The organism is Micromonospora sp. NBC_00362 (genome assembly GCF_026342155.1).
In the GTDB taxonomy this organism is placed as follows: domain Bacteria; phylum Actinomycetota; class Actinomycetes; order Mycobacteriales; family Micromonosporaceae; genus Micromonospora; species Micromonospora hortensis.
On record NZ_JAPENH010000001.1, the window covers coordinates 3,342,688 to 3,368,494 of the forward strand.

The window sequence follows — 25,807 nt, forward strand, 5'->3', positions numbered from 1 at the left end:
CGATGGAACAACCAAATTTGAGTGTAACCTCATCCGTGTTGGTGTGCCCGATCATTCGGCGCGTGTGAAACCGCTCGTCAAACGAGGCCGGCGTCGTGCACGAGCAGCGCCACCTGGACCCGGTTGTTCAGCTCCAGTCGGGTCAGCAGCCGGGAGACGTACGCCTTCACCGTCGCCACGCTCATGAACAACTCCCCCGCGATCTCCGCGTTGGTGTGGCCCCGCCCCAGCGCGACAGCCACCTGCCGCTCCCGCTCGCTGAGCCCGGTGAGCAGCCGCAACGCCCGCTCGCGGCGCGGGTCCGGGCCGACCGGGCCGGGGGCGGCTGCGGTCACGTGGGCGATCAACGTCCGGGTCACCGTCGGCGAGAGCGTCGCCTCGCCCGCCGCGACCCGGCGTACGGCTCGCACGATCTCCGCCGGTGGGGTGTCCTTGAGCAGGAAACCGGCCGCCCCGGCGCGGAGCGCCCGCAGCACCTGTTCGTCGGCGTCGAAGGTGGTCAGCACCAGCACTTCCGGCGGGTGCGGTTGGGCACGCAGCGCCTCGGTGGCGGTCAGCCCGTCGACCCGAGGCATTCGGATGTCCATCAGCACCACGTCCGGGGTGTACGCGGCGACGGCCGCCGGCACCTCGCCACCGTCGGCCGCCTCGCCGACCACTGCCAGGTCCGGCAGACCGCCGAGGATCATCGAGAGCCCGGCCCGGACCAACGCGTCGTCGTCCACGATCAGCACGCGTACCGGCGGCGCGGCCCCGCCGGCCGGCCCGGTCGCGTCCGGCGGTCCGGCTGCGCCGGCAGGGCTGGTCACGCCGGCCACGGCAGCCAGGCGGCCAGCCGGAAGTCACCGCTGTCGTCCCGACCGTAGGCGAGTCGACCGCCGGCCAGGGTCACCCGTTCGCTGATGCCGACCAGGCCGGTGCCGGCACCGGGCAGAGTGTCGCCGGCCGGCGCCCCGACCGGCCACCGGTTGCCGATCGCCACTGTCAACCCGGCGCCCGGCCCGCCGGCCACGTCCACTGTGACGGCCGCGCCGGCGGCGTGCTTGCGGGCGTTGGTCAGCCCCTCCTGCACGATCCGGTACGCGGCCCGGCCCAGCGCAGCCGGCACCTCCCCAGGGCTGGTGACGCTGTCGCTGACGTTCACCCGCACCCCGGCCGACCGCGACTCGGCGATCAGGGCCGGCAGGTCGGCGAGGGTCGGCTGCGGTGGCTCGGGGGCGTCGCCGGCACCGTCGTCCTCGGCCCGGAGCACCCCGATCACCTCCCGCAGGTCCTGGAGGGCGGCGTGCGCGCTGCCCCGGATCACCCCGGCGGCACGGGCCACCTCGTCGGCCGGCGCGTCCGGGCGGAACTCCAGCGCACCCGCGTGCAGGCTGAGCAGCGAGATCCGGTGGGCCAGCACGTCGTGCATCTCCCGGGCGATCCGGGTGCGTTCGAGGTGGCGGGCCTGGGTGACCCGCAGTTGCTGCTCCGCCTCGGCCCGCTCGGCCCGCTCCCGCAACGACATGATCAACTGCCGGCGGGCCCGGACGAACATCCCCCAGGCCAGCACGGCGAAGCTGAGCACCACACCCCAGGACGCGGTCTCCCAGTACGACATGTGCGGATCCGGACGCACCCAACTGAAGACCAGGTTCGTGAGAAGGCCGGCACCGGTGACCGCTATCGCGACGGCCGTCCGTCGATGCACCACCACCGTGAAGTAGAAGATGAGAAGTGGAATGGCGGCGGCCAGCGCAAACAGGGTCAGCGGTGTCGTGGCCACCAACAGCCCGAGCGGCCACCGTCGGCGCAGCCAGAGCAACCCACAGCAGACAAGACCGAGCAGCGCGTCAACGCCGGTCATCCAGTCGTACGGCAGCGGGACCGCCATCGCCGGATCCGGCGACAGGGCGTCCGCGGTGACGAACAGCACCCAGAGCAGGGAGACCAGGAAGGCCAGGGTGTCGACCGCCCAGTCCCGGGTGGTGCGGCGCGGCCGTCGGGTCGCCGCGTCCGGGCTGACCGCGCCGGCCAGCGCCCCGGGCAGCAGCCAGGGGTGCTCCGGGACGGCGATGCTGGTCACGACGCCATGCTAGGCAGCCGAGGGGCGACACGACCAGCTACCAAAGTCGAGATCCGATGATCGACCAAGGTCGACGGGGCACCGACCGGTGGCCGCAGCGGATGGCCGGGCGGCGCGGGCAGTCTGAACCGCATGATCACCGTGGAGAACCTCACCAAGCGATACGGGCCACACCCGGCCGTGGACGACGTGTCGTTCCAGTGCGAGCCGGGCACCGTCACCGGCTTCCTCGGCCCCAACGGCGCCGGCAAGTCGACCACCATGCGCATGATCTGCGGGCTGACCACGCCGACCGCCGGCCGCGCGACCGTCTCCGGGCACCCGTACCAGGATCTGCCCAACCCGGGGCGGGAGGTCGGCGTGCTGCTGGACGCCTCCGCCCAGCACGCCGGGCGCACCGGCCGCGAGGCGTTGACGCTGTCCGCGTACACAATGGGTCTGGACCGGCGCGAGGTCGCCGCGAAGCTCGACCTGGTCGGGTTGAACGCGGTGGCAGCGAAGCGCCGGGTCCGGGCGTACTCCCTGGGCATGCGCCAACGGCTCGGGCTGGCGCACGCGCTGCTCGGCGACCCCCGGGTGTTGATCCTCGACGAGCCGGCCAACGGCCTGGACCCGGAGGGGATCTTCTGGATGCGCGGCCTGCTGCGCGACTTCGCCGACCGGGGCGGCACCGTGCTGCTCTCCTCCCACCTGCTGCGCGAGGTGGAGGCGGTCGCGGACCGGCTGGTGGTGATCGGGGGTGGCCGGATCGTGGCTCAGGGCGACAAGAACGAGTTGCTGGCCGGCGGCGGCACCGTGGTCCGGGCCCGCGACGGTGCGGCGCTGCGCCGGGCGCTGGAGGTGGCCAACCTGAGCGCCGCCGACAGCTCGGAGGGGCTGCTCGTCCAGGCCGACGCCGAGGCGGTCGGCCAGGCCGCCGCCGATGCCGGCGTCGCGCTGGCCGAACTGCGCCCCGCCACCGGCGGTGGCCTCGAACAGCTCTTCCTCACCCTGACCGCCGGCGAATCGACCAAGGAGGCCGTCCGATGACCACCACCACCGCGCCCGCCGCCGGCGCCGTCGCGCCCCGGCACCACACGCCGGTACGCCGACCGTCGCTTCTCCGGCTCACCGCCGTGGAGGTGCGCAAGCTCGTCGACACCCGGGCCGGCCGCTGGCTCCTGATCACCATCGGCCTGGTCACCGCCGCGATCGTCACCCTGCAACTGATCTACGCCGGGGACGCCGACCAGACGTTCCCCAACTTCTTCGTCCCCTCGCTGCTGCCGGTGTCGGTGCTGCTGCCGGTGTTGGGCATCCTGTCGATCACCAGTGAGTGGTCGCAGCGCACCGCCCTCACCACGTACGCCCTGGTGCCCCGCCGGGAGCGGGTGGTCGCCGCGAAGCTGATCGCCGTGTCGCTGACAGCGCTCGCCTCGGTGCTGGCCAGTCTCGCCGTCGCCGCCGTCGGCACGCTGGTGGCGTCCGCCACCGGCGGGGCGGGCACCTGGGAGTTCGACTGGTCGCTGGTCCTGAACGCGGGAATCCTCCAGGTCACCAGCGTGTTGATGGGTGCCGCCTTCGGTCTGCTGCTGCTCAACCCGCCGCTGGCGATCGTCGGCTACCTGCTGCTGCCCACCCTGTGGGGGGTGCTCGGCGAGATGGTCAAGCCGCTGCGCGGTCCGTCCGAATGGCTGGACACCAGCAAGACCATGGAACCGTTGTTCAGCAGCGACGCCATCACCGGCGAGCAGTGGGGGCGGGTAGCGGTCTCCCTGTTGGTCTGGATGGTCCTCCCGCTGGCCGCCGGCCTGTTCCGGACGCTGCGCCGCGAGGTGTCCTGATCATGGACGTGGCCGGCTACCGTCCGCGCACCGTGGTCAGCGGTGGCCCGCTGGAGCTGGCGGTCATGTGGGGTGGCTTCCCGCTGCTCGGCGCGGGCGCCGGATGGCTGCTCGCGGCGGCGACGGGCTGGCTCGCCCGGCTGCCCTGGGTGCCGTTCAGCGACCTGATCGAGTGGTTGGACCGGCTGCCCGAGCCGCAGGCCACCGCCGGCACCATCGGTGTGGGCGTCCTGGCCGGCCTGGTCATCGCCGGGATCGGCACCGCCGAACGGTTGATCGTCACCGTCGACGGGGCGCAGGTCCAGCTGCGCCGCTCCGATGAGAACCGGACCATCGCCCGGGTCGACACCCGGGTGGCCTTCCTCGCCGACAAGCACCTGGTGCTGCTCGACGCCGACGGCGCGGAACTGGTCCGGGAGTCGACGGACCTTCCGGCCGCCCAACTGGCGGCGGCGTTCCGGGAGCACGGCTGGGGCTGGGCGGACGACGACCCGCACCGGTCGGCGTACCGGCTGTGGGTTCCGGACCTGCCCGGATTGCCGGCCGGCGCGGACGCGCTGCTGCGCGCCCGGGATCGGGCCATCCAGCGGGACCGCCGCGACGACGCCCGGGAGCTGCGCCGCGAGCTGGGCCAGATCGGGGTGGTGCTGCGCGACGAGGGCAAGCGGCAGTACTGGCGGTTGACCACAAAGGCCCTCGCCCCCGGGCCGGAGCGGCCGACTTCGGCCGAGCGGAAGGCGGACGGGCGGTAGCGTCTGTCCCAGCAGACCCTGGGAGCCGCGCGATGACCGAACAGCAGCCGTACCGGGTGGTGTCCCGACACCCCGGCTTCGAGCTGCGTCGGTACCCCGCCCACCTGGTGGCCGAGATGCAGATCCAGGCATCGTTCACCCGGGCGCCGATCGAGGCGTTCCGGCCGCTGGCCGCGTACATCGGTGGCGCCAATCGGGCCCGGCACCCGATCGGCTCCGCCGCTCCGGCGATGGCGGCGGCCGGCGGCTCGGAAAAGATCGCCATGACCGTGCCGGTGGTGCAGATCGAGGGTGAGTGGCCGGGCGCGTACCTGATCCAGTTCGTCATGCCGGCCAGCTTCACCACCGCCACCCTGCCCGAACCGGTGGACGCCCGGGTGCGGATCCACGCGGTTCCGGCGCGGCTGGCTGCGGCGATGCGGTTCTCCGGGCGGTGGACGGAGCAGGCGTTCAGCCAGCGGGCCACAATGCTTGGCCGGTCGGTGACCGCGGCCGGGCTGCAACCGACAGGCGCGATTCGGTACGCGCGCTTCGACCCGCCGTGGAAGCCGTGGTTCCTGCGCCGCAACGAGGTGGTGCTGCCGGTCGTCGAATGAGCTAGCGGAGCTGCCGACGATCCTCGACGCTGGGCCGCGCCAGCAGCACTGCCATACCCAGCCCGGAGAGCAGCCCGGCCAGGGAGGCCAGCAGATCGGAGTCGGCGGCGTGGATCGGGCTGTTGCCGGCCAGGGCGGTGAACGTCGCGCCGACCGGCATCATGATCATCATGGGAATGGCAGTGGCCACCAGGAACACCACCGGGCCCACAAGCGCGATGAGCGCGGCCAGGGCGTGGTGCCACCAGATCGGCCGACCGCCCGGCCAGTCCCACGCCAGCAGTGTGACCCCGGTGAGCAGCACCGCCCCGAGAGCGACCTCCGGCAGGAGTCGTGTGCCGGGCGCTGTGGCACGGACCAGCCCGACGCCGAGCAGGGCCACCACTGTGAGGCCGACCGCCAGCCCGACACGAACCCGGGTCCGCGCCGGAGCCGCCGCCAGCGCGGCACCGACTGCCACTGCCACCAGCAGCGCCGCGGTGACCAGGGCACCCTGGTTCAGCTCCGGCTCCCGGTCGGTCGGTGACTCCATCGCGGCCGCCACCAGCGTCAGCACCCCGGCCACGCAGGCCGCCCCGGTCAGCACCCGCCGGTCGGAAGCCGGAGGCGTGCCGCGCTCCCGTCCCGACGACGTACCAGGCTCCCGCGCTGGCAGCGTGCGGCGCTCCCACCAGAGCAGAAGCGCCGTGACCACGCCGAGCACGGCGCACCCGGCGACGGCGAGCAGCACCGTCGCGTCGGAGCCGATCGGGTCGGCCCGGTCGATCGCCACGTCGGCGGCGACCCAGCAGCCGCCCAGCACCACCGCCGGGCCGCCCCACCGCATCAGCCCTCGCCCGGCCAGCACCAACCCGAGCGGCACCGCCATGATCGCCATGAACCGCAGGTCGCGCGCCCAGTAGGTGTTGTTGCCCGGCAGGTGCTCCGACCACGGGCCGAGCGGCTCGGTCAGCGGTTGCCACGTGGTCATGCCGTACGCCCAGAGCACGACGGCGGCGGCGGAGAGGAGCAGCCCGACCGGCCGCGCGAATCGCATCAGTGGACGGTAGCGGCCCAACCGCCAGTGCGGGAGGGCGCGGTCATCCGCCGACCGGTGACCGGACGGGACTGTGGCGCAGCAGCCGCCACGTCGGCAGCACACTGGACAGCACCGCGAGCAACAGACACAGCCCCACCACACCGGCGACCACCGACCACGGCATCACCAGGTCGACGGGGGCACCGACCTGCTCGGCGAGGCCGGCGCTGATGCTGAGCAGACCGACGAACGCGACGGCACCACCCAGCAGCGCGCCGGTCAGGACCACCAGTGCGGACTCCGCCGTGACCAGCCAGATGACCTGCCGTCGGGTCGCCCCGGCCATCCGGATCAGCCGCAGGTCCGCGGCGCGGCCGGCGGCGGCCAGCAGCAGCGTGTTGGCCACCGCGATGGCGCCGTAGCCGGCGGACACCCCGATCAGCAGCAGTGTGAAGAGCCAGACGAGCCGGTCCTCGGCGGCGTCCGCCTCGGCCGCCCAGCCCGGGACGTCGAGGATCCGCGCGCCGACCGGTGGATCGATGCGATTCCGGACGAACACGGTCGACGTCAGCGCCGACGGGTCGTGCGCCCGCACCACGGCCCGGGGTACGAGCAGGTCGCCGGGGATCGAGGTGTCGTCGACCACGGCGACGACGCGCAACGACACAGTCGTCCCGTCGGCGAACACCACCGGGTACGGCTCGGACGGCAGCCGATTCGCCGAGGCGGTTACCACCACCGTGTCGTCACCCCTCAGATCACTCAGTGAACCGGCGACGACGGTGAGCACCCGGTTCGCGGCGGCGAAGCCCTCCGGGTCCACGCCGAGCGCGGTCATCGGCCGGTTCGGCGGCGACGTTCCGGGGTCGGTGCGGTAGACGGTGGTCGGCAGGAGGGCGGTGCCACCGGTCGCGGTGACGGCCCGATCGGACAGGCCGGGTGCACGGTCCGGCACGACGATCCAGCCGGCGTTCACGTTGTCCGCCCGACCCGCGGCGTACGCGGCGGTGCTGGTGCGCACCATTCCGGACACCAGCACCGCGAACGCGACAGTGAGCAGCACCGGCGCGGCGATGGCGGCGGTCCGCCGGGTCGCTGTCAACGCCCCGCCCCGGACCAGCATCCCGATCGCGCCACCGGGGCGGCGCACCGGAGAACGCAGCAGCCACACCAGCGGCCCGACCACCACCGGGGCGAGCACAGTGGTGCCGGCCACCAGCGCCATCACCGCGTAGAGCGCGTACTGCGCCCCCACCCGCGCCTCGTCGGCGGTCGCCGTCCCCACACTGAGCGCGGCCCCCGCCGCGAGAAGCAGCACCCCGGTGGCGGCGCGCAGCCGCCCGATCGGTCGCTGCTCCACAGCAGCCTCGCGTAACGCCTCCAACGGGCGGACCCGCGCCGCCCGGCGGGACGCCGACCAGACGGCCAGCAACGCGATCACCGGCCCGGCGGTGAGCGAGACCGCGACCGGCCAGAGTTCGTAGCGGACCCGGAAGGTCGACGGTTCGTAGCCGACGTCGACCAGCAGCCGGCCCAGCAACGGGGCGAGCGCCGCGCCCACCAGCAGGCCGACGAGCCCCGCCGACACGCCGACGGCGAGCGCCTCGGCGTACACCATGCGGCGGACCTGGCGTCCGGTGGCGCCGACGGCGCGCAGCAGGCCCAGCTCACGGCGGCGCTGCGCGATGGTGAACGCGAAGGTGGAGGCGACCACGAACACAGTGACGAAGCCGGCGAGGGCTGCCGTGGCGGTGAGCACCTGCATGCCGATCCACCGGGTACGGGCGTCGCCGCGCGGCTCCAGCGCACCACGGGCGGCACCGGTGAGCACCCGTCCGTCCCCGGCGACGACTCCGCGAGCCGCAGTGGCGACGCGCTCGGGGTCGGCGTCCGGGGCGAGCACCAGCCCGATGGCCCGCACGCCGGGCGCGAGCGCGGCGGCGACCTCGTCCGCGACATGGACGCCGGGTCCGTCGACCAGACCGGTGACTGTGTACGACTCCGGGCCCGCCGCGGTCAGCACTGTGACCGGTGCGCCGACGCGCAGTCCGAGCGCCCTGTCGACGACCACCTCGCCGGGCCGGCGGGGCTGCTCGCCGGCGGTGAGGCGCAGCCCACCGAGTTGGGCGCTGGACCAACCGTGCCCCTGGTAGGAGTCCTCCCGCCGGGTGTCGGCGGCCGAGGGCCGGCCGTCGACGAGCGGCTGGGCGTAGAAGGTGCGGTCCGGCACCGCCGCCACCACGTCCGGCAGACCGGCCAGCCTGCCGGTCAACTCCGCCGCCGCGCTGGCGGACCAGGGCCGGGTCGGCACGAACTCGTCAGCTGACGCACCCGCCTCCGGGCTCTGCACCACGACCGCCGCCCGCGTCAGCCGGTCCGGCACCTGCGGCCGGCCGGAAGCGAGCAGCAGGGTGGCCGCCGCGACCAGCGTGACCCCGATGGCGACGGCCACGAACGCGCTCGCCGACCGCCGGACGCTCAGCACGACGACTCCGCGACGGTCTCCCGCTCGGCGATCCGGGCGGCGACGACGGCGGCGGTGATCGGGCCGGTCAGCTCGTCGACGACGCGGCCGTCGGCCAGCAGGAGGACCCGATCGGCGTACGCGGCGGCGGCGGGATCGTGGGTCACCATCACGACGGTCTGCCCGTGGTCGTCGACGAGCGCTCGCAGCAGCCGGAGCACCTGCCGGGAGGACGCGCTGTCCAACGCCCCGGTCGGCTCGTCGGCGAAGACCACCGCCGGACGGGTGATCAACGCTCGGGCCACGGCGACGCGCTGCTGCTCCCCGCCGGACAGCTCACTCGGCCGGTGCCCGGCCCGGTCGGCGAGGCCGACGGCGTCGAGGGCGGCGGCCACGTCCCCGGCCGGCGGGCGGCGGCGGGCCAGACGCGACGGCAACTCGACGTTCTGCGCGGTGGTCAGCGTGGACACGAGGTTGAACGCCTGGAAGACGAAGCCGATCCGGTCCCGCCGCAGCCGGGTCAGCTCGTCCTCACCGAGGTCGTTGAGGCTGGTGCCGTCGATCGTGACGGTCCCCTCGGTCGGACGGTCCAGCCCCGCCGCGCAGTGCAGCAGTGTGGACTTCCCCGAGCCGGAGGGGCCCATCACCGCAGTGAACGTGCCGCTCGCGAAGCTTGTGGTCACGCCGTCGAGCGCCGTCACCCGCCGGGTCCCGGTGCCGTACACCGCGCGCAGCCCCGTCAGGGTCACCGTGTCTGTGGTCATGACCGTTACCGTGCCGAATGCCGGGGGTGCGGCGCGTCGTGCCGGGGCGGGCACTTTCCGGCCCTCCCCCGGGTGGACGCGGCGGCCCGCAACCGCCGGCGGGTCGTCCTGCGGGATGACCACCCGCAGGCGGACGCGGCCAGCCCAGTCGGCCGTTACCGTTCGACGGATGACCGCTCTTCTGCTCACCCGACGGATGCGGCCGGTGGACCTGTACAGGGTGGACGCCCTGCTGGCGGTGGCCGTCGGTGGGCTGCTCTGCCCGTACGCCGCGCTGGAATCGCCGCTGCACGGCGGCGTACGCGAACCGCTCTGGGTGTCGGTGCTGGTCGGGATGGCCCTCGGGCTGCCGTTGGCCGTCCGGCGACGGTGGCCGATGACGGTGGCCGTCGTGATCAGCTCGATCACCACCGTTGCCCTGATCACCGGGGTGATACCCAACTTCGCGGCCGCCGCTCCGGCGTTCGCCATCGGCCTGTCCTTCTACACGGTGGCCGTGTTGACGCCCACCCGCCGGTCGATGCTCTGCGCCGCCGGTTGTCTGGCGTTGGTGAGCGTCGGCCTGGCGCTGACAGCTGGCGACCTCTGGTCGCGGACCGGCGGTGTCGTCTACGCCACAGTCATGGTCGCGCCGGCCTGGGTGATCGGTTGGCTGATCCGGGAGCGACGCGCCCTCGCCACCCGGCAGAGTGATCAGCTGGTCCGTCAGGCCGCCACCGAGGAGCGGTTGCGGGTGGCGCGTGAACTGCACGACGTGGTCGCGCACACGCTCAGTCTCATAGTGGTGAAGGCGGCCGTCGCCAATCACGTCGCCGAGGCCGACCCCCGCGAGGCGGGCGCCGCGCTGCGGGTCATCGAGGAGACCGGCCGCACCGCGCTGACCGACGTCCGTCGGGTGCTCGGCGTGCTCCGCGAGGACAGCCCGTACGCGCCGACACCAGGGCTGGACGAGTTGCCCCTCCTCGCCCGGCAGGCGGCGATCGGCGGCGTCGACGTTCAGCTCGACGTGCGGCGGGACGAGCCGACCGGCGCGGTGCCGGAGTCGGTGGGCCTCGCTGTGTACCGGATCGTGCAGGAGGCGGTGACGAACGTGGTGAAGCACGCGGCGCCGGCCGCCTGCCGGGCTACGGTGACCGTCCGGCCCGACGAGGTGCGGGTGGAGGTGACCGACGACGGCCAGCGGCCGGTCCTGCTCGGCGGGGAGGGGCACGGGTTGATCGGCATGCGGGAACGGGTGGCGTTGCACGGCGGGGAGTTCCGCGCCGGCCCCCGCTCCGACGGTGGCTTCACGGTGACGGCCAGCCTCCCCTACCGGGTGGCCGCGTGATCCGCGTGCTGATCGCCGACGACCAGGCGCTGCTGCGCGGCAGTTTCCGGCTGCTGGTCGACCTCAGCCCGGACTGCACCACTGTCGGCGAGGCGGGCACCGGTGTGGAGGCTGTCGCGTTGACTGGCCAGCACCGGCCGGATGTGGTGCTGATGGACGTCCGGATGCCGGAGATGGACGGCATCGAGGCGACCCGGCGGATCTGCGCCGACCCGGCGACGGCCGACACCCGGGTCATCATCCTGACCACGTTCGACCTCGACGAGTACGTCTACGGGGCGTTGCGCGCCGGGGCCAGCGGGTTCCTGCTCAAGGACACCCCACCGGCGGACCTGCTGACCGGGATCCGGGTGGTCGCCGCCGGAGAGGGGCTGCTCGCGCCGACGGTGACCCGCCGGCTGATCGACGAGTTCGCCCGGCAGCCGGAGCCGACCAGGCCGCTGCCCCGGCGCCTCGACGGGGTGACCGACCGGGAACGGCAGGTGCTCGCGTTGATCGCCCGGGGCCTGTCCAACGCGGAGTTGGCCGCGCACCTCAACCTCAGCCAGGCCACCGTCAAGACGCACGTCGGGCGGCTGCTGACCAAGCTGGCGGTACGCGACCGCGCCCAACTGGTCATCGTCGCGTACGAGACGGGCCTTGTGGGTCCCCACCGGTCGGGGTAGCGAGGTCGTGTCTCGACGTGGGCGAGTTGACCTCCAGGAAAGACCGGTGATTCGCTGGGTGGCGACCGGCGGTGGAAGCCTATCGATCCCGTCCGACAGCTCCGCTCACACCGCTAGGCTGACGCCGGACCCATGTGGACGGAGGAGGACGGGATGACCCGGTACGTCGCCCTGCTGCGTGGGATCAACGTCGGCACCACCCGACTGGCGATGGCCGACCTGCGCCGGATCGTCACCGACCTCGGGCACGCCGACGTCACGACGTACCTGCAGAGCGGCAACGTGGCCTTCGGCAGCTCGGTGCGCGACGCGGAGAAGCTGGCCGCCGGCATCGCGCGGGCGCTCACCGACGAGCTGGCGTTGACAGTGCCGGTGCTGGTGCGCAGCGGCCGCGAGTTGGCGGCGATCGCCGGCGGCAACCCGTACGCCGACCGGGAGGACGACCCGACGCGACTGTTGGTGGCCTTCCTCGCCACCGCACCGAGCAAGTCCAGTATGGACGCTTTGGCTGTGCCCGGTGGCGAGAACGTGTCGTTCACTGTGTCCGGCCGGGAGGTGTTCCTGCACTACGTCGACGGCGGCTACGGGCGGTCGAAGTTCACGAACGCGTACCTGGAGAAGAAGCTCGGCGTGGTGGCCACCTCCCGCAACTGGAAGTCGGTGCGGGCCCTCGCGGAGATGACCGCTTCCTGACCGGGGTGGGGGCCACTGCTCGGCGACCCCCACCGACGCTGCTCAGAAGTGGTAAGCGGTCTCGTACTCGGGGACCAGCACGCGGCTGCGCGGCGAGATCCTGCGCACCGCCGCGATCATCTCGTTCAGCCGGGTGCGATCGGTCGGGGCGACCGGCGGCGGGTTCCGCAACGCCGTCTCGAAGTTGTCGTAGTGCACCGGCACCACGACCTTCGGGTAGTCGAGGCCGGCCAGCAGGCGGGGCAGGTAGTCGCCGGTGGTGGTGGCGTTCTGCATGGCCACCATCGCCACGTCGGGCGCGAGGCCGGTGAGGTTCCGCTCGGCGACGTCGCTGGCCCCGGTGAAGTAGACCGACGGTCCGCCGTCGACCCGCAGCAGGTAGCCCAGCGTGTCGCCCTCCGGGAGGTCGGCGATGGTGGCCGGCTGCGGCGGCGGGCTGACCCGCACCCCGGGAAAGGCCACCGAGTACGACGGGTTGCGGCTGTGCAGTGAGCCGACCACCTCGACGCTGTGGTCGCCGAAGTCCAGCACCTCCCCACCCTTGACGGCGCTGAGCTGCGTCGACGGCAGCCCGTAGGCCAACCCCAGGTGGTACGCGGTCAGCGTGCCGAACACCCGTGCGCCGGTGCGCTCGGCGATGTACGGCACGTCCATGAAGTGGTCCCAGTGGGTGTGCGTGACCAGCACCGTCGTGGCCCGGTCGACCCGCGGGTCGATCACGTCGGTGCGCACCGTCAACGCGGTATCGGTCTTGAACGCCCCGGTGAACAGCCCGGTGTCGATCCGGCTGAGGAACGGGTCGACGAGAACGGTGCGGTCGCCGATGTCGACGCGCCAGCCGGCCGTACCCCACCAGCGGAAGCTGACCGCGCCCTTGCGGCGAGCGGTCGGCGTGGGCGCGGCGGTCGAGGGTACGGCCTGGGCCGGGGTGGCGACGCCGGCGGCGAGGCCACCGGCGGAGACCAGGGCGGTGGTGGCGGCGGCGTCGCGCAGGAAGCGTCGGCGGTCGAGACTGGGCATGCGGATCTACTCCCCGTGGTCGGGTGATGTGTCGACCACGAGCCAACCAGTGGCACCGGGCGCCAGTCCAAGATCAAGGGCCGTCAGCTTTGATACGCCAGCGGATATCGGTCCTGCTCAGCGGGGGTGCGGCGGCACCGGAGGGTCGCGAAATCAGTCGCCGCGCAGCGCCTCGACGGCCGTCCGGGCGGCCTCCCCCATCGCCAGGTCCACGTCGATGCGGCGCGCAGTCAACTGTTCGGCGCGGGCGAAGACGGCGATCGCGTACCTGCGGCCGTCGGGGTATTCGGCGACCCCGGCCTCCAGGTGGAACCCGGGCAGGGTGCCGGTCTTTCCGGAGACCCGGACGCCGGGCGGGAAACCGGCGGCCAGCCGGGTCCAGAAGATCTGCCGGGCCATCCAGGTGCGGACCATCGCGCAGGCCGCCGCCGGCCCGGCCTCGTCCCGCCAGATCAGCGTGAGCAGCCGGGTGATCTCCCGGGCGGTGCTGGACGTGGTGTGCGCGGGGTCGAAGACCCGCATCGCCCGGACCCGGTCCGCCGGCAGCGTGGGGAAGATCCGGGCGAACTCCGCCTCGGTCCGGGCGCCCACGTCGGCGAGCATCATCTCGACCAGTTCCCGAGGGCCACCGAGGACGCGGGTACGGGTCAGCCCCAGCTCGACGGCGAGCATCGGCAGCAGGTCCGGGCCGACCCGGCGCAGCAGCAGATCGGCGGCCGTGTTGTCGGTGACCGACATGGCGAAGTACGCGAGGTCGCGTAGCGACACCTCGGCGTCGTCGTCACAGCCGGCCAGACCCCACCCACCGAGCCGGTCGGCGGCGGTGACCAGTACCCGCTCGGTCGGGTCCAGCTGACCGGCCTCGACCTGCCGGGCGAACTCCAACACCAGCAGGATCTTGAAGATCGAGGCGATCACCACCTGCTCGTCGGCCCGCACCCCGACCTCACCGGGCCCGCCGACCGGTCCGCCGTCGTCGACGACTCTCAGGTCGACGGCGTCCAGCTCCACGACGTGCAGGCTGGCCGTCACCCCGACGGCGGCGAAGATGGCCTCGATCCGTTCCTCCACGTCCACGCCAGCACGGTATCCAGCGCCGCAGTGGTCGCGCTGGCGTAGGGTCCCGGCCGTGGATCTGCTCCGGCACCTGCGGCACTTCGTGGTGGTCGCACACGAACTGCACTTCGGGCGGGCCGCGGAGCTGCTCGGGATGGCCCAGCCGCCACTGAGCCAGTCGATCCAGCGGCTGGAACGGGAGCTGACTGTCGAGCTGTTCGACAGGTCCCGCCGGCAGGTGCGCCTCACCACCGCCGGGGAGCTGCTGCTCGGCGAGGCGGAGGAACTACTCGCCGGCGAGGGTCGGCTCCGCAGCCTGATGGGGCAGATCCGCGCCGGTGAGCTGGGCGTACTCCGCGCCGGGGTGCCACCGGAGACGCCCGCCGTGACGCTGCGCTCACTGCTGGACGGGCTCACCACCCGGGCGCCCGGCCTGGACGTGGAACTGCACGAGCTGACCACTGCCGAGCAGGTGCGGATGCTCACCGAGCGGACCCTGGACGTGGGGCTCGTGCATCACCCGGTGGCGGCGGACGGGCTGCGCTTCGGCGCCCCGGTCGACGTACCCCTGGGGGTGCTGCTGCCGCGCACCTCGCCGCTGGCCCGCGGCCGCGAGGTGACGCTCGCGTCGCTGGCCGGTCTGGACCTGGTGGCCGCTCCCCGCGCCACCGCCCCCGGCTGGCACGACCACCTGCTGGCGGTGTGCCGGCAGCACGGGTGGCGCCCGGCCCGGGTGCGTCCGGCCCGCAACCCGGAGTTCCTGTGCGGGCTGGTGCTGGCCGGCGGCGGGGTGGCAGTGGAACCGGCGGCGGTGGCCCGCCGGGAACCCCGGATGGCCTGGCGGCCGATCAGCGACGCGCCGCTGACCAAGCGCACCTCGGCGGCCTGGCCGGATCGGTCGGCGCACCCGGCGGCGGCGATGTTCGGCCAACTCGCCGCGGAGGTGCTGGCCGACGCCGAGCCCACAGCTCCCGCGCCGGCCGCGACGTCGGTGCCGGCCGCACGGCCGTGGCCGGTGCTGTTCGACACGACCGGGTGAACCGACGGGCCGTCGCGTTCGTCACCCCCGATTGGGCGGTGGATCGTCCACCCACCCGGGTATGGATGACAGGAAACGAAGACGAGAAGGAGCCGCAGTGGCAATCACGATTCCCGACATCAGCCTGAACGACGGCACCACCATTCCGCAGCTCGGCTTCGGGGTGTTCCAGATCGAGCCGAAGGACACTGTCGCGGCGGTGACCGCCGCCTTCGAGGTGGGCTACCGGCACATCGACACCGCGCAGATGTACGGCAACGAGGCCGAGGTCGGCGAGGCGGTACGCGTGTCCGGCCTCGACCGGGGTTCGGTCTACGTGACCAGCAAGCTGAACAACGCCTTCCACCGCCCCGACGACGCCCGCAGGGCGTTCGACTCGACGCTCGCGGCGCTGAAGATGGACTACATCGACCTGTTCCTGATCCACTGGCCGCTGCCCACCCTCTACGACGGCGACTACGTCTCGACCTGGAAGGTGCTGGAGGAGTTCCAGCGCGACGGCCGGGCCCGCTCGATCGGCGTGTCGAACTTCCAGGTGTCGCACCTGGAGCGGCTGGCCGCCGAGGCGAGCGTCGTGCCGGCGGTCAACCAGATCGAGGCGCACCCGTACTTCACCAACGACGAGGTCCGCGCCTACGGCCGTGAGCACAACATCCTCACCGAGGCGTGGTCGCCGATCGCGCAGGGCAAGGTGCTCGACGATCCGACGGTCGTCGACATCGCCGGGCAGCTCGACCGGACCCCGGCGCAGGTGGTGCTTCGCTGGCACGTGCAGCGCGGCGACATCATCTTCCCGAAGTCGACCACCCCGAAGCGGATCGAGGAGAACACCCGGATCTTCGACTTCGAGTTGGACGACGCCGCGATGGAGCGGATCACCGCGCTGGACAAGGGCGAGGCGGGCCGGCAGGGCCCGAACCCGGACACCTTCGCCTACCTGCCCAACTGACCTGGGCCGCCGAGGGGCGGGCGCCGCAGCGGTGGCGCCCGCCCCTCCCCCCGATGCGACCCCCCTGGTCAGACGCGACCCACGGAGTCCTGGTTCTGCAGCACAAGCCACCGGCCGTGCTGGTACGTGTAGCTGACCCCGATCAACAGCGGCACCCTGGTGCCGGTGGCCGGCACCGCGTAGACGGAGTCGAACAGCACGAACCCGGTCCGGCAGCCCACCACGGTCCGTTTGGCCACACTGAACGACTGGGTCCAGGAATCGTCGGCGAAGAACCCGCGCAGCCAGTCCACGGTGGCCCGTTTGCCGTCGAGCACCTCTCCGTCGGAGGCGAAGACGGAAGTGACCTCGGGGTGCAGCAGCGCGGCGAAGCCGTCCAGGTCGCGCCGGGCGGTGGTCTCCACGTACGCCCGGACGGCGCGGTCGAAGGCGCGCTCGCAGCCGTGGGCCGTCGCGTCCCCGGTTGTGGTGTCGCCCGGGCCGGGGGTGGCGGCCGACACCGCGGCAGGAGCGGCGGCGAGGAGGCCGGCGGTGAGCCCGAGCAGGGCGATCGTGCGGCCGAGCCGGCCGGCGGGACGGGCGGAGGCGGGTGGGCGCATCGGTTTCTCCTCAGGAGGGGTGGTGTTGCCGTCGCAGCCAACCCGGCCAGCGACGCAGTCGGCCAGTGATTCGAACCCACTCGAATGCGGACGGCACATCGATGCCACCGCTTGTACGATCCGCGCTGTGATGGTCACGCATCTGGACGGTTCGAGCCTCGCCCGGCTCCGGTTGGCGATCTCGCCGGCCTGGGAGGTGACGTCCTGGCTGCGGGCCGCGCTCTCGCGATTCGGGCATCCGGTGCACGGCGATCCCGGTCCGGCCGCCCGCGCCGCGCTGCGGCACCCCGACGTAGCCCTGGTCGCGGAGCTGGTGACCCCGCCCGGCCGGGTCGGCTACACGCCGGACCTGCTCACGCCGAAGCCGCCGCTGGGCCCGCTCGACGCGATCTTCGAGCAGCAGTTGGCGGCCATGGCGGCGACCCCTGCCAACGAGGTGGCGACGCAGGTGAACGAGCGGTTCCCGACGGGCCCGATGCCGACGCGGGTCCGCGCGGCGGTCGAGGACGGCACCCTCGCCCGGCGGGTCACCGATGGGCTGCGGCACTTCTGGCGGACCTCGCTCGCCGAGCAGTGGCCGGCGGTGCGGGCCACGCTGGAGGCCGAACTGGCCGTGCGGGCCACCGCGATGGCCACCGCCGGGGTGGGCAGCATGCTGAACGGCCTGCACCCGAAGGTCGGCTGGACCGGCAGGTCGCTGACCATCGACAGCTCGTACCGGATCACCACGGCGCTGACCGACGCGGAGCTGGTGCTCGCGCCGTCCGCGCTGGCCTGGCCCCAGGTGTCCACCCAGCTCTGCGACGAGGGCAACGCCGTGCTGGTCTACCCGGTCGGCGCCGGACGGGCGGACCAGCGCCGGGCGGGTCGGCTCGGTGACCTGGTCGGTGCGAGCCGGGCGGCCATCCTGGCGGACCTGGACGTGCCCCGGTCCACCGGGCAGCTCAGCGAGCGCCACCGGCTGGCCCCGGCCACCGTCTCCTACCACCTGGGGGTGCTGTTGCGCTCCGGTCTGGTGGTGCGCACCAGGGAGCGGCACAGCGTGCTCTACCGGCGGTCCGACCACGGGGACGGGCTGGTCGGCTGCCGGCCAGGTCAGGGCGCGACCCGCGACGTCGTGCTCCGCCCACAGCCGCGCGAACCGGGGCGAGATACCGAGCAGCTCGGTGACCAGCTCACGGATCGCCGGGTCGGCCGGGTAACGGCCGTAGGCGGCCCGCAGGTCCGCCACTGAGCGCTTGACCTGGAGTGCGCTCCAGCCGGCACTGTGACTCGTGCGCCCACCGGTAGGGCGCACGAGAGGAGACCCCCATGCGGTACCGCACAATCGGCGCCGACCCGGCGACCCGGCGCGAGGTCAGCGTGCTCAGCCTCGGCGCGATGCTCTTCGGCAGCGCCACCGACGAGGCCACCTCGTACGCGATCCTCGACCGGTACGTCGAGGCCGGCGGCACATTCATCGACACGTCGGACAACTACGCGTTCTGGGTGGACGGCGGGCAGGGCGGGCAGAGCGAGGAGCTGCTCGGCCGGTGGCGGCGCAGCCGGGGCGTCGGCGCCGAGATCGTCATCGCCACCAAGCTGGGCGCCCGACCGCTGGCCCCGGGGACCAGCTACCTGGACAACGCCGAGGGCCTCTCCGCCAAGGTGATCCGTGAGTCCGCGGAGCGCAGCCGGGAACGGCTCGGGGTGGAGCGGCTGGACCTGCTCTACGCGCACATCGAGGACCGAACCGTGCCGCTCCAGGAGACCGTGGAGGGCTTCGCCGAGCTGGTCGCCGAGGGCACCGTGGGTCTGCTGGGCGCCAGCAACCACCGGGCCTGGCGGGTGGAGCGGGCCCGCGCGTTGGCCGCCGCCGCCGGCCTGCCGGGGTACGAGGTGCTCCAGTACCACCGCAGTTACCTGCCGAACCGCACCGACCTGATCAGCGAACTGGACCCGGACGGCGAGCCGGGCGGTGTCAGCGGTGACCTGCTCAGCTACCTGCGGGCCGAGCCCGAGTTGACCCTGGTGGCGTACTCACCGCTGCTCAAGGGGGCGTTCACCAGGGCGGACAAGCCCCTCAGCTCGGCGTACGACCTGCCGAGCGCGCCACGGCGACTGGCCGCGCTGCGGGAGGTGGCTGAGCAGAGCGGCGCTACCGTCAACCAGGTGGTGCTCGCCTGGCTGCTGGGCGGGGAGCTGCCGTCCATTCCGCTGGTGGGCGCCTCGTCGGTGGCGCAGTTGGAGGAGAGCCTGGCAGCGGTCGACCTGGAGCTGACCGCCGAGCAACGGCACCGCCTCGACACCACCTGGTGACCTGTCACCGGCCGCCCCGCCGACCTCAGCTCACCGTCGGTGGGGCGGTCAGGTCGAGCTGCCAGTCGTTGGCCCGCATCATCTGCCCCGGCGGGTATTCGAAACCGGTCTCGCCGAGCAGCGTGAAGCCTGCCTTGCGGCACACAGCGTTCGAGGCGGGATTGTCGACCGAGGGGTAGGCGTGGGCGTAGTGCCGGTCCCGTCGGGCGCGAGCCACGTCCACCACGGCGCGCACCGCCGCGGTCGCCAGCCCCTGCCCCCGGTACGCGGGCAGCACCGCCCAGCCCAGCTCGTACACCGGCTGGTCGCGCCACTCGCGGGCCCAGTAGCCGACGCTGCCCGCCCGCACCCCGTCCGCCAGCACCAGCGTGAACATGCAGCCCTGCTCGGTGCCCGAGAAGTGCACGTAACGGTCGTGCCGGGCGAGCACCTGCTCGTCGGTCTCCGGGCCGCCGGTGTGCTTGCGGGTGTCCGGTGAGTTGAGCTGCCGCAGCAGGTCGAGGTCGTCCTCGTGCCACGGCTCGATGCGTACCTGTGCCATCGCGCCCCCGTTCGTCGACCCCCAGTCAAGCGGATCCCACCGACATTTCGCCCCGAACCGCGCCCGCTAGATCGGATCTAGCGGGCGCGTGACGTCACCTCGCGCCTTCAGTGTGGAAGGGAGGTGGCCCATGGCACAGTTGCGGATCGCCGTGATCGTCGGCAGCACCCGGGAGGGACGGGTCGGCGACCGGCTGGCGGCCTGGTTCGTCGAGCAGGCCGTGCGGCACGACGACCTGGCGGTGACTGTCGTTGACCTGACCGAGTACGACTTCCCGGCCACCTACCCCGCCGAGCCGACCGCGTCCATCCGGGCGTTCGTCCGCGAGGTGGGCCGGGCGGACGCGTTCGTCGTGGTCACCCCCGAGTACAACCACAGCTTCCCGGCGCCCTTGAAACAAGCCATCGACTACGCGTACGACGAATGGCAGGCCAAAGCGGTCGGCTTCGTGTCGTACGGCTGTCGCTCCACCGGCCAGCACGCGGTCGACCAACTACGTACCGTCTTCACCGCACTGCACGCGATGACGGTGCGCGACGTCGTCGGGATCGACCTGCTCGCCGGCGAGCCGACCGCCCAGTGCACCGACGAACGGCAACGCGACGTCGGCGTCCTGCTCGACCAGCTGCGCTGGTGGGGTCTGGCACTGCGCGACGGCCGGGCGGCTCGACCCTACGTCTCCTGAACACGTCCAACACGAAAGGTAAGGATCATGAGTAGACGCACCACCGGTCTGGCCATCGAGGCCGAGGGGCTCACCCGCTCGTTCGGGGACACCCGGGCGCTGGCCGGCATCGACCTCCAGGTGCCCGCCGGCACCGTCTACGGTCTGCTCGGCCCGAACGGCGCGGGCAAGACCACAGCGGTCCGGGTGCTCGCCACGTTGCTGCGACCCGACGGCGGCTCGGCCCGGGTCTTCGGGCACGACGTGGTCACCGAGGCCGACAAGGTCCGTTCCCGGGTCAGCCTCACCGGCCAGTACGCCTCCGTCGACGAGGACCTGACCGGCACGGAGAACCTGGTGCTCCTCGCCCGCCTGCTCGGCCTGCGCAAGCCGGCCGCTCGGGAGCGCGCCGCGGCCCTGCTGGCCGCGTTCGGTCTGACCGAGGCGAGTGACCGCCAGGTGAAGAAGTACTCGGGCGGGATGCGGCGACGCATCGACATCGCCGCCAGCATCCTGAACACCCCGGATCTGCTCTTCCTCGACGAGCCGACGACCGGCCTCGACCCGCGCAGCCGCAACCAGGTGTGGGAGATCGTCCGGGCGGTGGTGTCGCACGGCACGACGGTGCTGCTGACCACCCAGTACCTCGACGAGGCCGACCAGCTCGCGGGACGGATCGCTGTCGTCGACAACGGCCGGGTGATCGCGGAGGGCACCCCTGGTGAGTTGAAGTCGTCGATCGGCTCCGGCACCGTCCACCTGCGACTGCGCGACCCCGCTCAGCGCCCCGAGGCGGAGCGGGTGCTCCGGGAGGCACTCGACGTACCGGTGCAGCTCGCCGCCGATCCGGTGGCGTTGACCGCCCGCGTCGGCGAGGCCGGCACCGACCTCGACGCCAGCTCCCAGGCCGCTCGCGTGCTCGGCGACCTGGCCCGCGCCGGCATCGTGGTCGACAACTTCTCCCTCGGCCAGCCGAGCCTGGACGAGGTCTTCCTGGCCCTGACCGACCACCCCGCCGTGCCGACCGACGAGCGCGACGACGAGCTGGAGGCAGCCCGATGAGCGACACCACCACCACCACTACCGAACGGGCGCCGACCGTCTACGTCCCGTCCGCCGAGGCGCTGGCGACAGTGCTCGCGCCCGGTTCCCGACCGCCCCGGCCGAGCGCGCTGGGCGCGTCGCTCACCTTCGGCTGGCGGGCCATGCTGAAGATCAAGCACGTGCCGGAGCAGCTCTTCGACGTAACCGCGTTCCCGATCATCATGGTGCTGATGTTCACGTACCTGTTCGGTGGCGCCCTCGCCGGCAGCCCGCGCGAGTATCTGCAGTTCTTCCTGCCCGGCATCATGGTGACCAGCGTCGTCATGATCACCATGTACACCGGCATCGGCCTCAACACCGACATCGAGAAGGGCATCTTCGACCGGTTCCGGACGCTGCCCATCTGGCGCCCGGCCGCCCTGGTCGGCATGATCTTCGGCGACGTGCTGCGCTACATCCTCGCCGCCGTGGTGATCCTGGGGCTCGGGCTGGTGCTCGGGTTCCGCCCCGAAGGCGGGGTGGTCGGGGCTGTCGTCGGGATCGGGCTGCTGGTGGTCTTCTCGTTCGCGTTCTCCTGGGTGTGGACGTTCTTCGGCCTGATCCTGCGCAGCGAGAAGTCGGTGATGGGGGTCAGCATGATGGTGCTGTTCCCGCTGACGTTCCTGAGCAACGTCTTCGTCGAGCCGAGCACCATGCCCGGCTGGCTCCAGGCGTTCGTGAAGGTCAACCCGGTGACGCAACTGGTGGCCGCGATCCGCGGAGCGATGAGCGGCGAGTCGGACCCGTCGGCCACGATGTGGCTGCTGCTCTGGAGCGCCGGCTTCGTCCTGGTCTTCGGCACCCTGACCATGTACAGGTACAACCGCCGCTAACCCCACCCCGCCCCGCCCCGCCCCGCCCCGCCCCGCCCCGCCCCCGCGATCTTGCACTTACTGTCCCGACAAAGGTGGCGAATCCACCTGAACCGGCGACCGAAAGTGCAAGATCGCGGAGGGCTGGGGTGGGGTGGAGCGGGGTGGGGTGGGGTGGGGTTAGAGCTTCCAGGGCAGCGGCCCGGGGGGCAGGTAGCGGCAGGTGGTGCCTGTGGAGACGGCGTCGCGCAGGTGGCTCGCCAGCGCCGGGTGCCGGTCGTCGAGCTTGCGGAACGTGTCGCGGATTCGCGCGGTCACCGTCTTGCGGGCCCGTTCGGCCTCGTCGCCCAGTCGGCGGCTTCGGCCGGCCAGCCCGGCCGCAGCACGCAGCTCGTCGAGCAACGCACCCCGCTCAGCGTCCAGCTTGGCCACCTTCTGGTCGTCGTCGCGGGCGGCGGCCCGGTCGATCTCCTCGTCGAGGCGGGCCAGGTGCCGCCGGTAGCGGGCCTTCGCCTCATCGTCGAGGACCGGGTCGGCGCCCAACCGGCGGGCGGCGACCAGCTCCGGCCCGGCCGCCGGGTCGAGCAACTCCACGGCGGGCACGTCGCTGCCGGGACGGCTGAGCAGCAGGTGCAGGTCGTGTAGGCCCTTGGCGTCGGGCAGGTGCACGACGACACCCTCGTACGCGAGCTGCCAGACCGGCCCGTCGCGCCGAAACTCGTACCCCTCGACCGCAGCCGCGACCGGCGCGGCCCGGCCGGGCGCGACAGCCTGGCCCGACCCGGCAGCCTGGCCAGGCGCGGCAGCCTGGGCCGACCCGGCGGCCTGGGCCGGGACGTCGGCGTCGAGGGCTGTCGGGGCGGCGAGCCGGTGGAGCACCTGCGTCATGCCGAGGGCTGTCGCCTCCTGGATGGCGGCGGCGCGCAACGCGGTCGACGTCGCGGAGTCGCCCGGGTGACCTCGACCGGCGAGGGCGTTCACGAGGCCGGTGCGGGCGAGCAGCGACCAGGGTCGCGAGCCCAGCCGGTCGGCGGAGTCCCGAGCGGCGGCGAAGCCGGCGATGGCGTCGTCCCAGCGTTCCTGGGCGGCGTCGATCAGCGCCAGCCAGTGGTCGACGGGGCCACTGATGTCGCAGCCGAAGAGCCCTACCGTCCACTCTCCGCGGTGCGGGGCCAACGCGGCCCGAGCGGCGTCGCAGCGCTTCGGGTCGGCGGACGCGGCGGCGGCCTGCGCGCGTAACCGTAGCCAGAGCGGTGACACCGGGCGCGGGTACCGGATGGCGCCGACCTCGATGCCGGCGGTCAGCCGGATCGCCGTCTCGCCGTCACCCCGTTCGGCCGCGGTGATCGCCCGCAGCAGCTCCCGGTAGGGGTAGTCGATCGGGGCCAGCCCGTCCACCAGCACGGCGGCCTCGGCGACCCGACCCTGGAGCAGCAGGCGGGACCAGCGCAGGTGGTGGCCCATGAACCCGAAGTCGGTGTGACCCGGGTCGGTTTGGTCGGTGAGGATGGCGAACCGCTCGTCGGCAGTGGCGAAGTCACCCTGGAACGCCGCGATGATCCCGCTGTCGACGGCCGCGGCCATCCGGTGCCGGGCGAAGTCACCCTGCCGTTCGGCGTCGACGAAGGTGGTGAGCTCCTCGGCGAAGCGAGGGTCGCCCAGCTCCAGCAGCGCCACCCAGCGCAGCGAGGTGGCCCACAGCTCGGTCTCCCGGTCGCCCGTCCGCCGGGCCACGTCTCGGATCTCGGCGGTGAGCGCGGCTCGGGTCGCGGCGGTGCCCAGCCCCCAGGTCGTGTCGTGGCGGGCCCAGAGGCTGAAGGTGAGCGCCTCATCGTCCTGCCCTCGACGGGCGATCGTCTCGCTGGCGGTGATCAGGTCCGCGACCAGGGCGCCGACCGGCGCGCTGGCGTCCGGTTCGCCGATCAACCGGCGGTACGCCTCGCGCACCAACTCCGCCGCCTCGAGCGACTGGGCGGTATCGACCTGGCGGGAGCGGTTCACTGTGAGCGCGACCCGGGCCAGCAACACCGGTTCGTCGAGTGAACGGGCCAGCGTGGCGGCCTCGGTCAGTAGTCGGGTGACCTCTTCGCGGCGGGCGTGGTGATAGTGCGACTCGGCGAACTCGACGAGGATCCGCACTCGTTGTGCCGGGTCTTCGACGACCTCGAGGGCTCGGCGGAAGTGCACCGCCGCCTCGTCGCCGGCCAGCCGGGCAAACGCGTCCCGCCCGGCGGCGACCAGCAGCGTGGCCACCCGGGCCCGGTCGAGCGCGGGGCCGGCCAGGTAGGCGTGGCGGGCGAGGTCGGCCGGGATCAGCCGGTCGGTGAGCTCCCGCAGGTCGTCGACCGCCCTGACGACAGCGCCGTGCCGGGCCCGCCGGTCGTCGTCGGTCAGCCCGTCGTAGAGGGTTTCGCGGACCAGGTCGTGGGCGAAGGCGAAGCGGCCACCGCCCCGGGCGACCACCAGTCGGGCGGTCACCGCCCGGTCGAGCAGCCGGTCGACCTGCGCCGCGGGTGCGGCCGCGCAGGCCGCGAGGACCTGACGGTGGAACTCGCGACCCAGTACGGCGGCGACGGTCAGCGCCTCCACCACGGCGGCGGGCAGTTGGGCCAGGCGGCGGCGCACCGCCTCCCGTACGCCGGGTGCGATCGTGCCGACCGCGTCGTCGGCGTGCCACAGCCGCGCGGTCTGCTCGACGAAGAACGGGTTGCCACCGGTGCGCCGGTGCACCTCGTCGACAAGGCTGGCCTCGGGCTCCCGGCCGGCGGTCCGGGTCATCAGTGCGGCGACCTCGTCGCGGGTGAAACCGGTGAGGGTGATCGTGGTGGCCTTCGCGACCAGCGGCATCAGCAGCGGACGCAGCGGATGCTCGCCCGACTCGACCTCGGCGTCGCGGTAGGTGCCGATCAGCAGGAGCCGCTCGAACCAGGTGTGCTGGGCGGCGAAGCTCAGCAACCGCAGCGAGGCCGGGTCGGCCCAGTGCAGGTCGTCGAGGACGACCACTACCGGCCGGTGCTGGGAGACGGCGACCAGGGCTGCGGTAACCGCGTCGTACAGCGCGAACGCCTCCTGGTCGGCGGCGTCGGGGCCGGGGTCGATGCCGGCCCAACTGACGAGGCGACCGGCCTGGTCGCCGCCGGCGCCGGACTGGCCGAGCAGGGCCGCGAGGGCCGGCTCGGCGGACTGCCGTGCCACCGCCCAGTCGTCGGCGGAGCGCCGTAGGGCACGCAGCACCTGCACCCACGGCCAGTAGCCGGGGGCGCTGTCGGAATCCCAGCAGGCGGCGCCGAGCACCAGCGCGCCTCGCTGCCGGGCCTCGCGGGCCGCCGACGTGACGAGTGTCGTCTTGCCGATGCCCGGCTCGCCGGTGACCAGGGCGAGACCGCCGTGGCTGGTGGTGGCGCGATCCAGCTCGGCGCGCAGCAGACCCGCGGGGTGATCCCGCCCGATGATGGCGTCGCCGAGCGCGTTCATGGTTTCCAGACGGTACTGGAACCGTCCGACAGCGCGGGCGTGTTAACCGGCCGAACGCCTCGCTGGGTCTCGCTGACGCAGGTGTGTTCGGAGCCTTTGGAGCTG

Annotated in this window: 23 protein-coding genes and 2 pseudogenes; 14 read left to right on the top strand and 11 right to left on the bottom strand. The window is 72.9% G+C overall.

Features of this window, described 5'->3' with window-relative positions; all coding sequences use genetic code 11:
- Positions 1-77: 77 nt before the first annotated feature.
- Both OG992_RS15190 and OG992_RS15195 read right to left on the bottom strand, forming a co-directional pair.
- On the bottom strand, positions 78-827 hold the full coding sequence (locus OG992_RS15190; protein ID WP_266305209.1) for a response regulator transcription factor: 750 nt from the start codon (positions 825-827) through the stop codon (positions 78-80).
- The gene (locus OG992_RS15195; protein ID WP_238683442.1) at positions 806-2,065 is read right to left on the bottom strand and encodes a sensor histidine kinase; all 1,260 of its coding nucleotides are present in this window, start codon (positions 2,063-2,065) and stop codon (positions 806-808) included. Before OG992_RS15195 ends, OG992_RS15190 begins: the two co-directional genes overlap by 22 nt.
- Before the next feature lie 132 nt (positions 2,066-2,197).
- Between OG992_RS15195 and OG992_RS15200 the strand changes: the two genes are divergently transcribed.
- The 4 genes from OG992_RS15200 to OG992_RS15215 are packed head-to-tail and all read left to right on the top strand — an operon-like array spanning position 2,198 to position 5,236.
- The gene (locus OG992_RS15200) at positions 2,198-3,094 is read left to right on the top strand and encodes an ABC transporter ATP-binding protein (protein ID WP_238683443.1); all 897 of its coding nucleotides are present in this window, start codon (positions 2,198-2,200) and stop codon (positions 3,092-3,094) included.
- Entirely contained in the window at positions 3,091-3,888 is a 798-nt protein-coding gene (locus OG992_RS15205) for an ABC transporter permease (protein WP_238683444.1), read from the top strand. The genes OG992_RS15200 and OG992_RS15205 overlap by 4 nt, the downstream gene beginning before the upstream one ends.
- Positions 3,889-3,890: 2 nt before the next feature.
- Positions 3,891-4,640: a hypothetical protein gene (locus OG992_RS15210; protein ID WP_266303553.1), complete on the top strand. Its 750-nt coding sequence runs from the start codon at positions 3,891-3,893 to the stop codon at positions 4,638-4,640.
- A 32-nt stretch (positions 4,641-4,672) separates the two neighbouring features.
- Positions 4,673-5,236 carry a heme-binding protein gene (locus OG992_RS15215; RefSeq protein ID WP_238683446.1) on the top strand — a complete coding sequence of 188 codons (564 nt, stop codon included), beginning with the start codon at positions 4,673-4,675 and terminating at the stop codon, positions 5,234-5,236.
- Position 5,237: 1 nt separating this feature from the next.
- On the opposite strand, the gene OG992_RS15220 is transcribed toward OG992_RS15215, so the two are convergent.
- The 3 genes from OG992_RS15220 to OG992_RS15230 are packed head-to-tail and all read right to left on the bottom strand — an operon-like array spanning position 5,238 to position 9,482.
- Positions 5,238-6,272 (bottom strand): hypothetical protein, encoded by a 1,035-nt coding sequence (locus tag OG992_RS15220; RefSeq protein ID WP_266303554.1) that lies wholly within the window; start codon positions 6,270-6,272, stop codon positions 5,238-5,240.
- Between the two features lie 43 nt (positions 6,273-6,315).
- Complete coding sequence (locus OG992_RS15225; RefSeq protein ID WP_266303555.1) at positions 6,316-8,739, bottom strand: ABC transporter permease; 2,424 nt, start codon at positions 8,737-8,739, stop codon at positions 6,316-6,318.
- On the bottom strand, positions 8,733-9,482 hold the full coding sequence (locus OG992_RS15230; RefSeq protein WP_266303556.1) for an ABC transporter ATP-binding protein: 750 nt from the start codon (positions 9,480-9,482) through the stop codon (positions 8,733-8,735). Before OG992_RS15230 ends, OG992_RS15225 begins: the two co-directional genes overlap by 7 nt.
- Before the next feature lie 169 nt (positions 9,483-9,651).
- Here OG992_RS15230 and OG992_RS15235 point away from each other — a divergent pair, with 169 nt between their 5' ends.
- From OG992_RS15235 to OG992_RS15245, 3 genes are all read left to right on the top strand, one after another.
- Positions 9,652-10,809, top strand: a complete 1,158-nt coding sequence (locus OG992_RS15235) for a sensor histidine kinase (RefSeq protein ID WP_238683450.1) — start codon at positions 9,652-9,654, stop codon at positions 10,807-10,809.
- Entirely contained in the window at positions 10,806-11,474 is a 669-nt protein-coding gene (locus OG992_RS15240; RefSeq protein WP_238683451.1) for a response regulator transcription factor, read from the top strand. Before OG992_RS15235 ends, OG992_RS15240 begins: the two co-directional genes overlap by 4 nt.
- Positions 11,475-11,627: 153 nt before the next feature.
- Entirely contained in the window at positions 11,628-12,167 is a 540-nt protein-coding gene (locus OG992_RS15245) for a DUF1697 domain-containing protein (protein ID WP_266303557.1), read from the top strand.
- Positions 12,168-12,209: 42 nt separating this feature from the next.
- Here OG992_RS15245 and OG992_RS15250 read toward each other — a convergent pair whose 3' ends face one another.
- A complete protein-coding gene (locus tag OG992_RS15250) occupies positions 12,210-13,187 on the bottom strand; it encodes an MBL fold metallo-hydrolase (protein ID WP_266303558.1) in 978 nt (325 codons plus the stop codon).
- Between the two features lie 153 nt (positions 13,188-13,340).
- Complete coding sequence (locus OG992_RS15255; RefSeq protein WP_266303559.1) at positions 13,341-14,264, bottom strand: serine hydrolase; 924 nt, start codon at positions 14,262-14,264, stop codon at positions 13,341-13,343.
- Positions 14,265-14,316: 52 nt separating this feature from the next.
- Between OG992_RS15255 and OG992_RS15260 the strand changes: the two genes are divergently transcribed.
- Together OG992_RS15260 and OG992_RS15265 are read left to right on the top strand one after the other, a co-directional pair.
- Positions 14,317-15,282: a LysR family transcriptional regulator gene (locus OG992_RS15260; protein WP_238683455.1), complete on the top strand. Its 966-nt coding sequence runs from the start codon at positions 14,317-14,319 to the stop codon at positions 15,280-15,282.
- Positions 15,283-15,379: 97 nt separating this feature from the next.
- A complete protein-coding gene (locus OG992_RS15265) occupies positions 15,380-16,231 on the top strand; it encodes an aldo/keto reductase (RefSeq protein WP_238683456.1) in 852 nt (283 codons plus the stop codon).
- A gap of 68 nt (positions 16,232-16,299) precedes the next feature.
- Here the strand turns inward: OG992_RS15265 and OG992_RS15270 are convergent, their stop codons facing one another.
- Entirely contained in the window at positions 16,300-16,830 is a 531-nt protein-coding gene (locus OG992_RS15270; RefSeq protein ID WP_238683457.1) for a nuclear transport factor 2 family protein, read from the bottom strand.
- Between the two features lie 475 nt (positions 16,831-17,305).
- Between OG992_RS15270 and OG992_RS15275 the strand changes: the two are divergent.
- Positions 17,306-17,839, top strand: a pseudogene (locus tag OG992_RS15275) (DUF5937 family protein); the annotation flags it as partial.
- Positions 17,840-17,989: 150 nt separating this feature from the next.
- On the opposite strand, the pseudogene OG992_RS33800 reads toward OG992_RS15275, so the two are convergent.
- A pseudogene (locus OG992_RS33800) lies at positions 17,990-18,127 on the bottom strand (transcriptional regulator); the annotation flags it as partial.
- Between the two features lie 14 nt (positions 18,128-18,141).
- Between OG992_RS33800 and OG992_RS15285 the strand changes: the two are divergent.
- Entirely contained in the window at positions 18,142-19,128 is a 987-nt protein-coding gene (locus OG992_RS15285) for an aldo/keto reductase (RefSeq protein WP_238683458.1), read from the top strand.
- 25 nt (positions 19,129-19,153) lie between these two features.
- On the opposite strand, the gene OG992_RS15290 is transcribed toward OG992_RS15285, so the two are convergent.
- A complete protein-coding gene (locus OG992_RS15290) occupies positions 19,154-19,669 on the bottom strand; it encodes a GNAT family N-acetyltransferase (protein ID WP_238683459.1) in 516 nt (171 codons plus the stop codon).
- A gap of 130 nt (positions 19,670-19,799) precedes the next feature.
- Here OG992_RS15290 and OG992_RS15295 point away from each other — a divergent pair, with 130 nt between their 5' ends.
- The 3 genes from OG992_RS15295 to OG992_RS15305 are packed head-to-tail and all read left to right on the top strand — an operon-like array spanning position 19,800 to position 22,249.
- Complete coding sequence (locus tag OG992_RS15295) at positions 19,800-20,354, top strand: NADPH-dependent FMN reductase (RefSeq protein WP_238683460.1); 555 nt, start codon at positions 19,800-19,802, stop codon at positions 20,352-20,354.
- Between the two features lie 27 nt (positions 20,355-20,381).
- Positions 20,382-21,395, top strand: coding sequence for an ATP-binding cassette domain-containing protein (locus tag OG992_RS15300; RefSeq protein ID WP_238683461.1), 1,014 nt, complete (start codon positions 20,382-20,384; stop codon positions 21,393-21,395).
- On the top strand, positions 21,392-22,249 hold the full coding sequence (locus OG992_RS15305; protein ID WP_266303560.1) for an ABC transporter permease: 858 nt from the start codon (positions 21,392-21,394) through the stop codon (positions 22,247-22,249). The genes OG992_RS15300 and OG992_RS15305 overlap by 4 nt, the downstream gene beginning before the upstream one ends.
- A 159-nt stretch (positions 22,250-22,408) precedes the next feature.
- On the opposite strand, the gene OG992_RS15310 is transcribed toward OG992_RS15305, so the two are convergent.
- Entirely contained in the window at positions 22,409-25,702 is a 3,294-nt protein-coding gene (locus tag OG992_RS15310) for an AAA family ATPase (RefSeq protein ID WP_266303561.1), read from the bottom strand.
- Positions 25,703-25,807 lie beyond the last annotated feature (105 nt).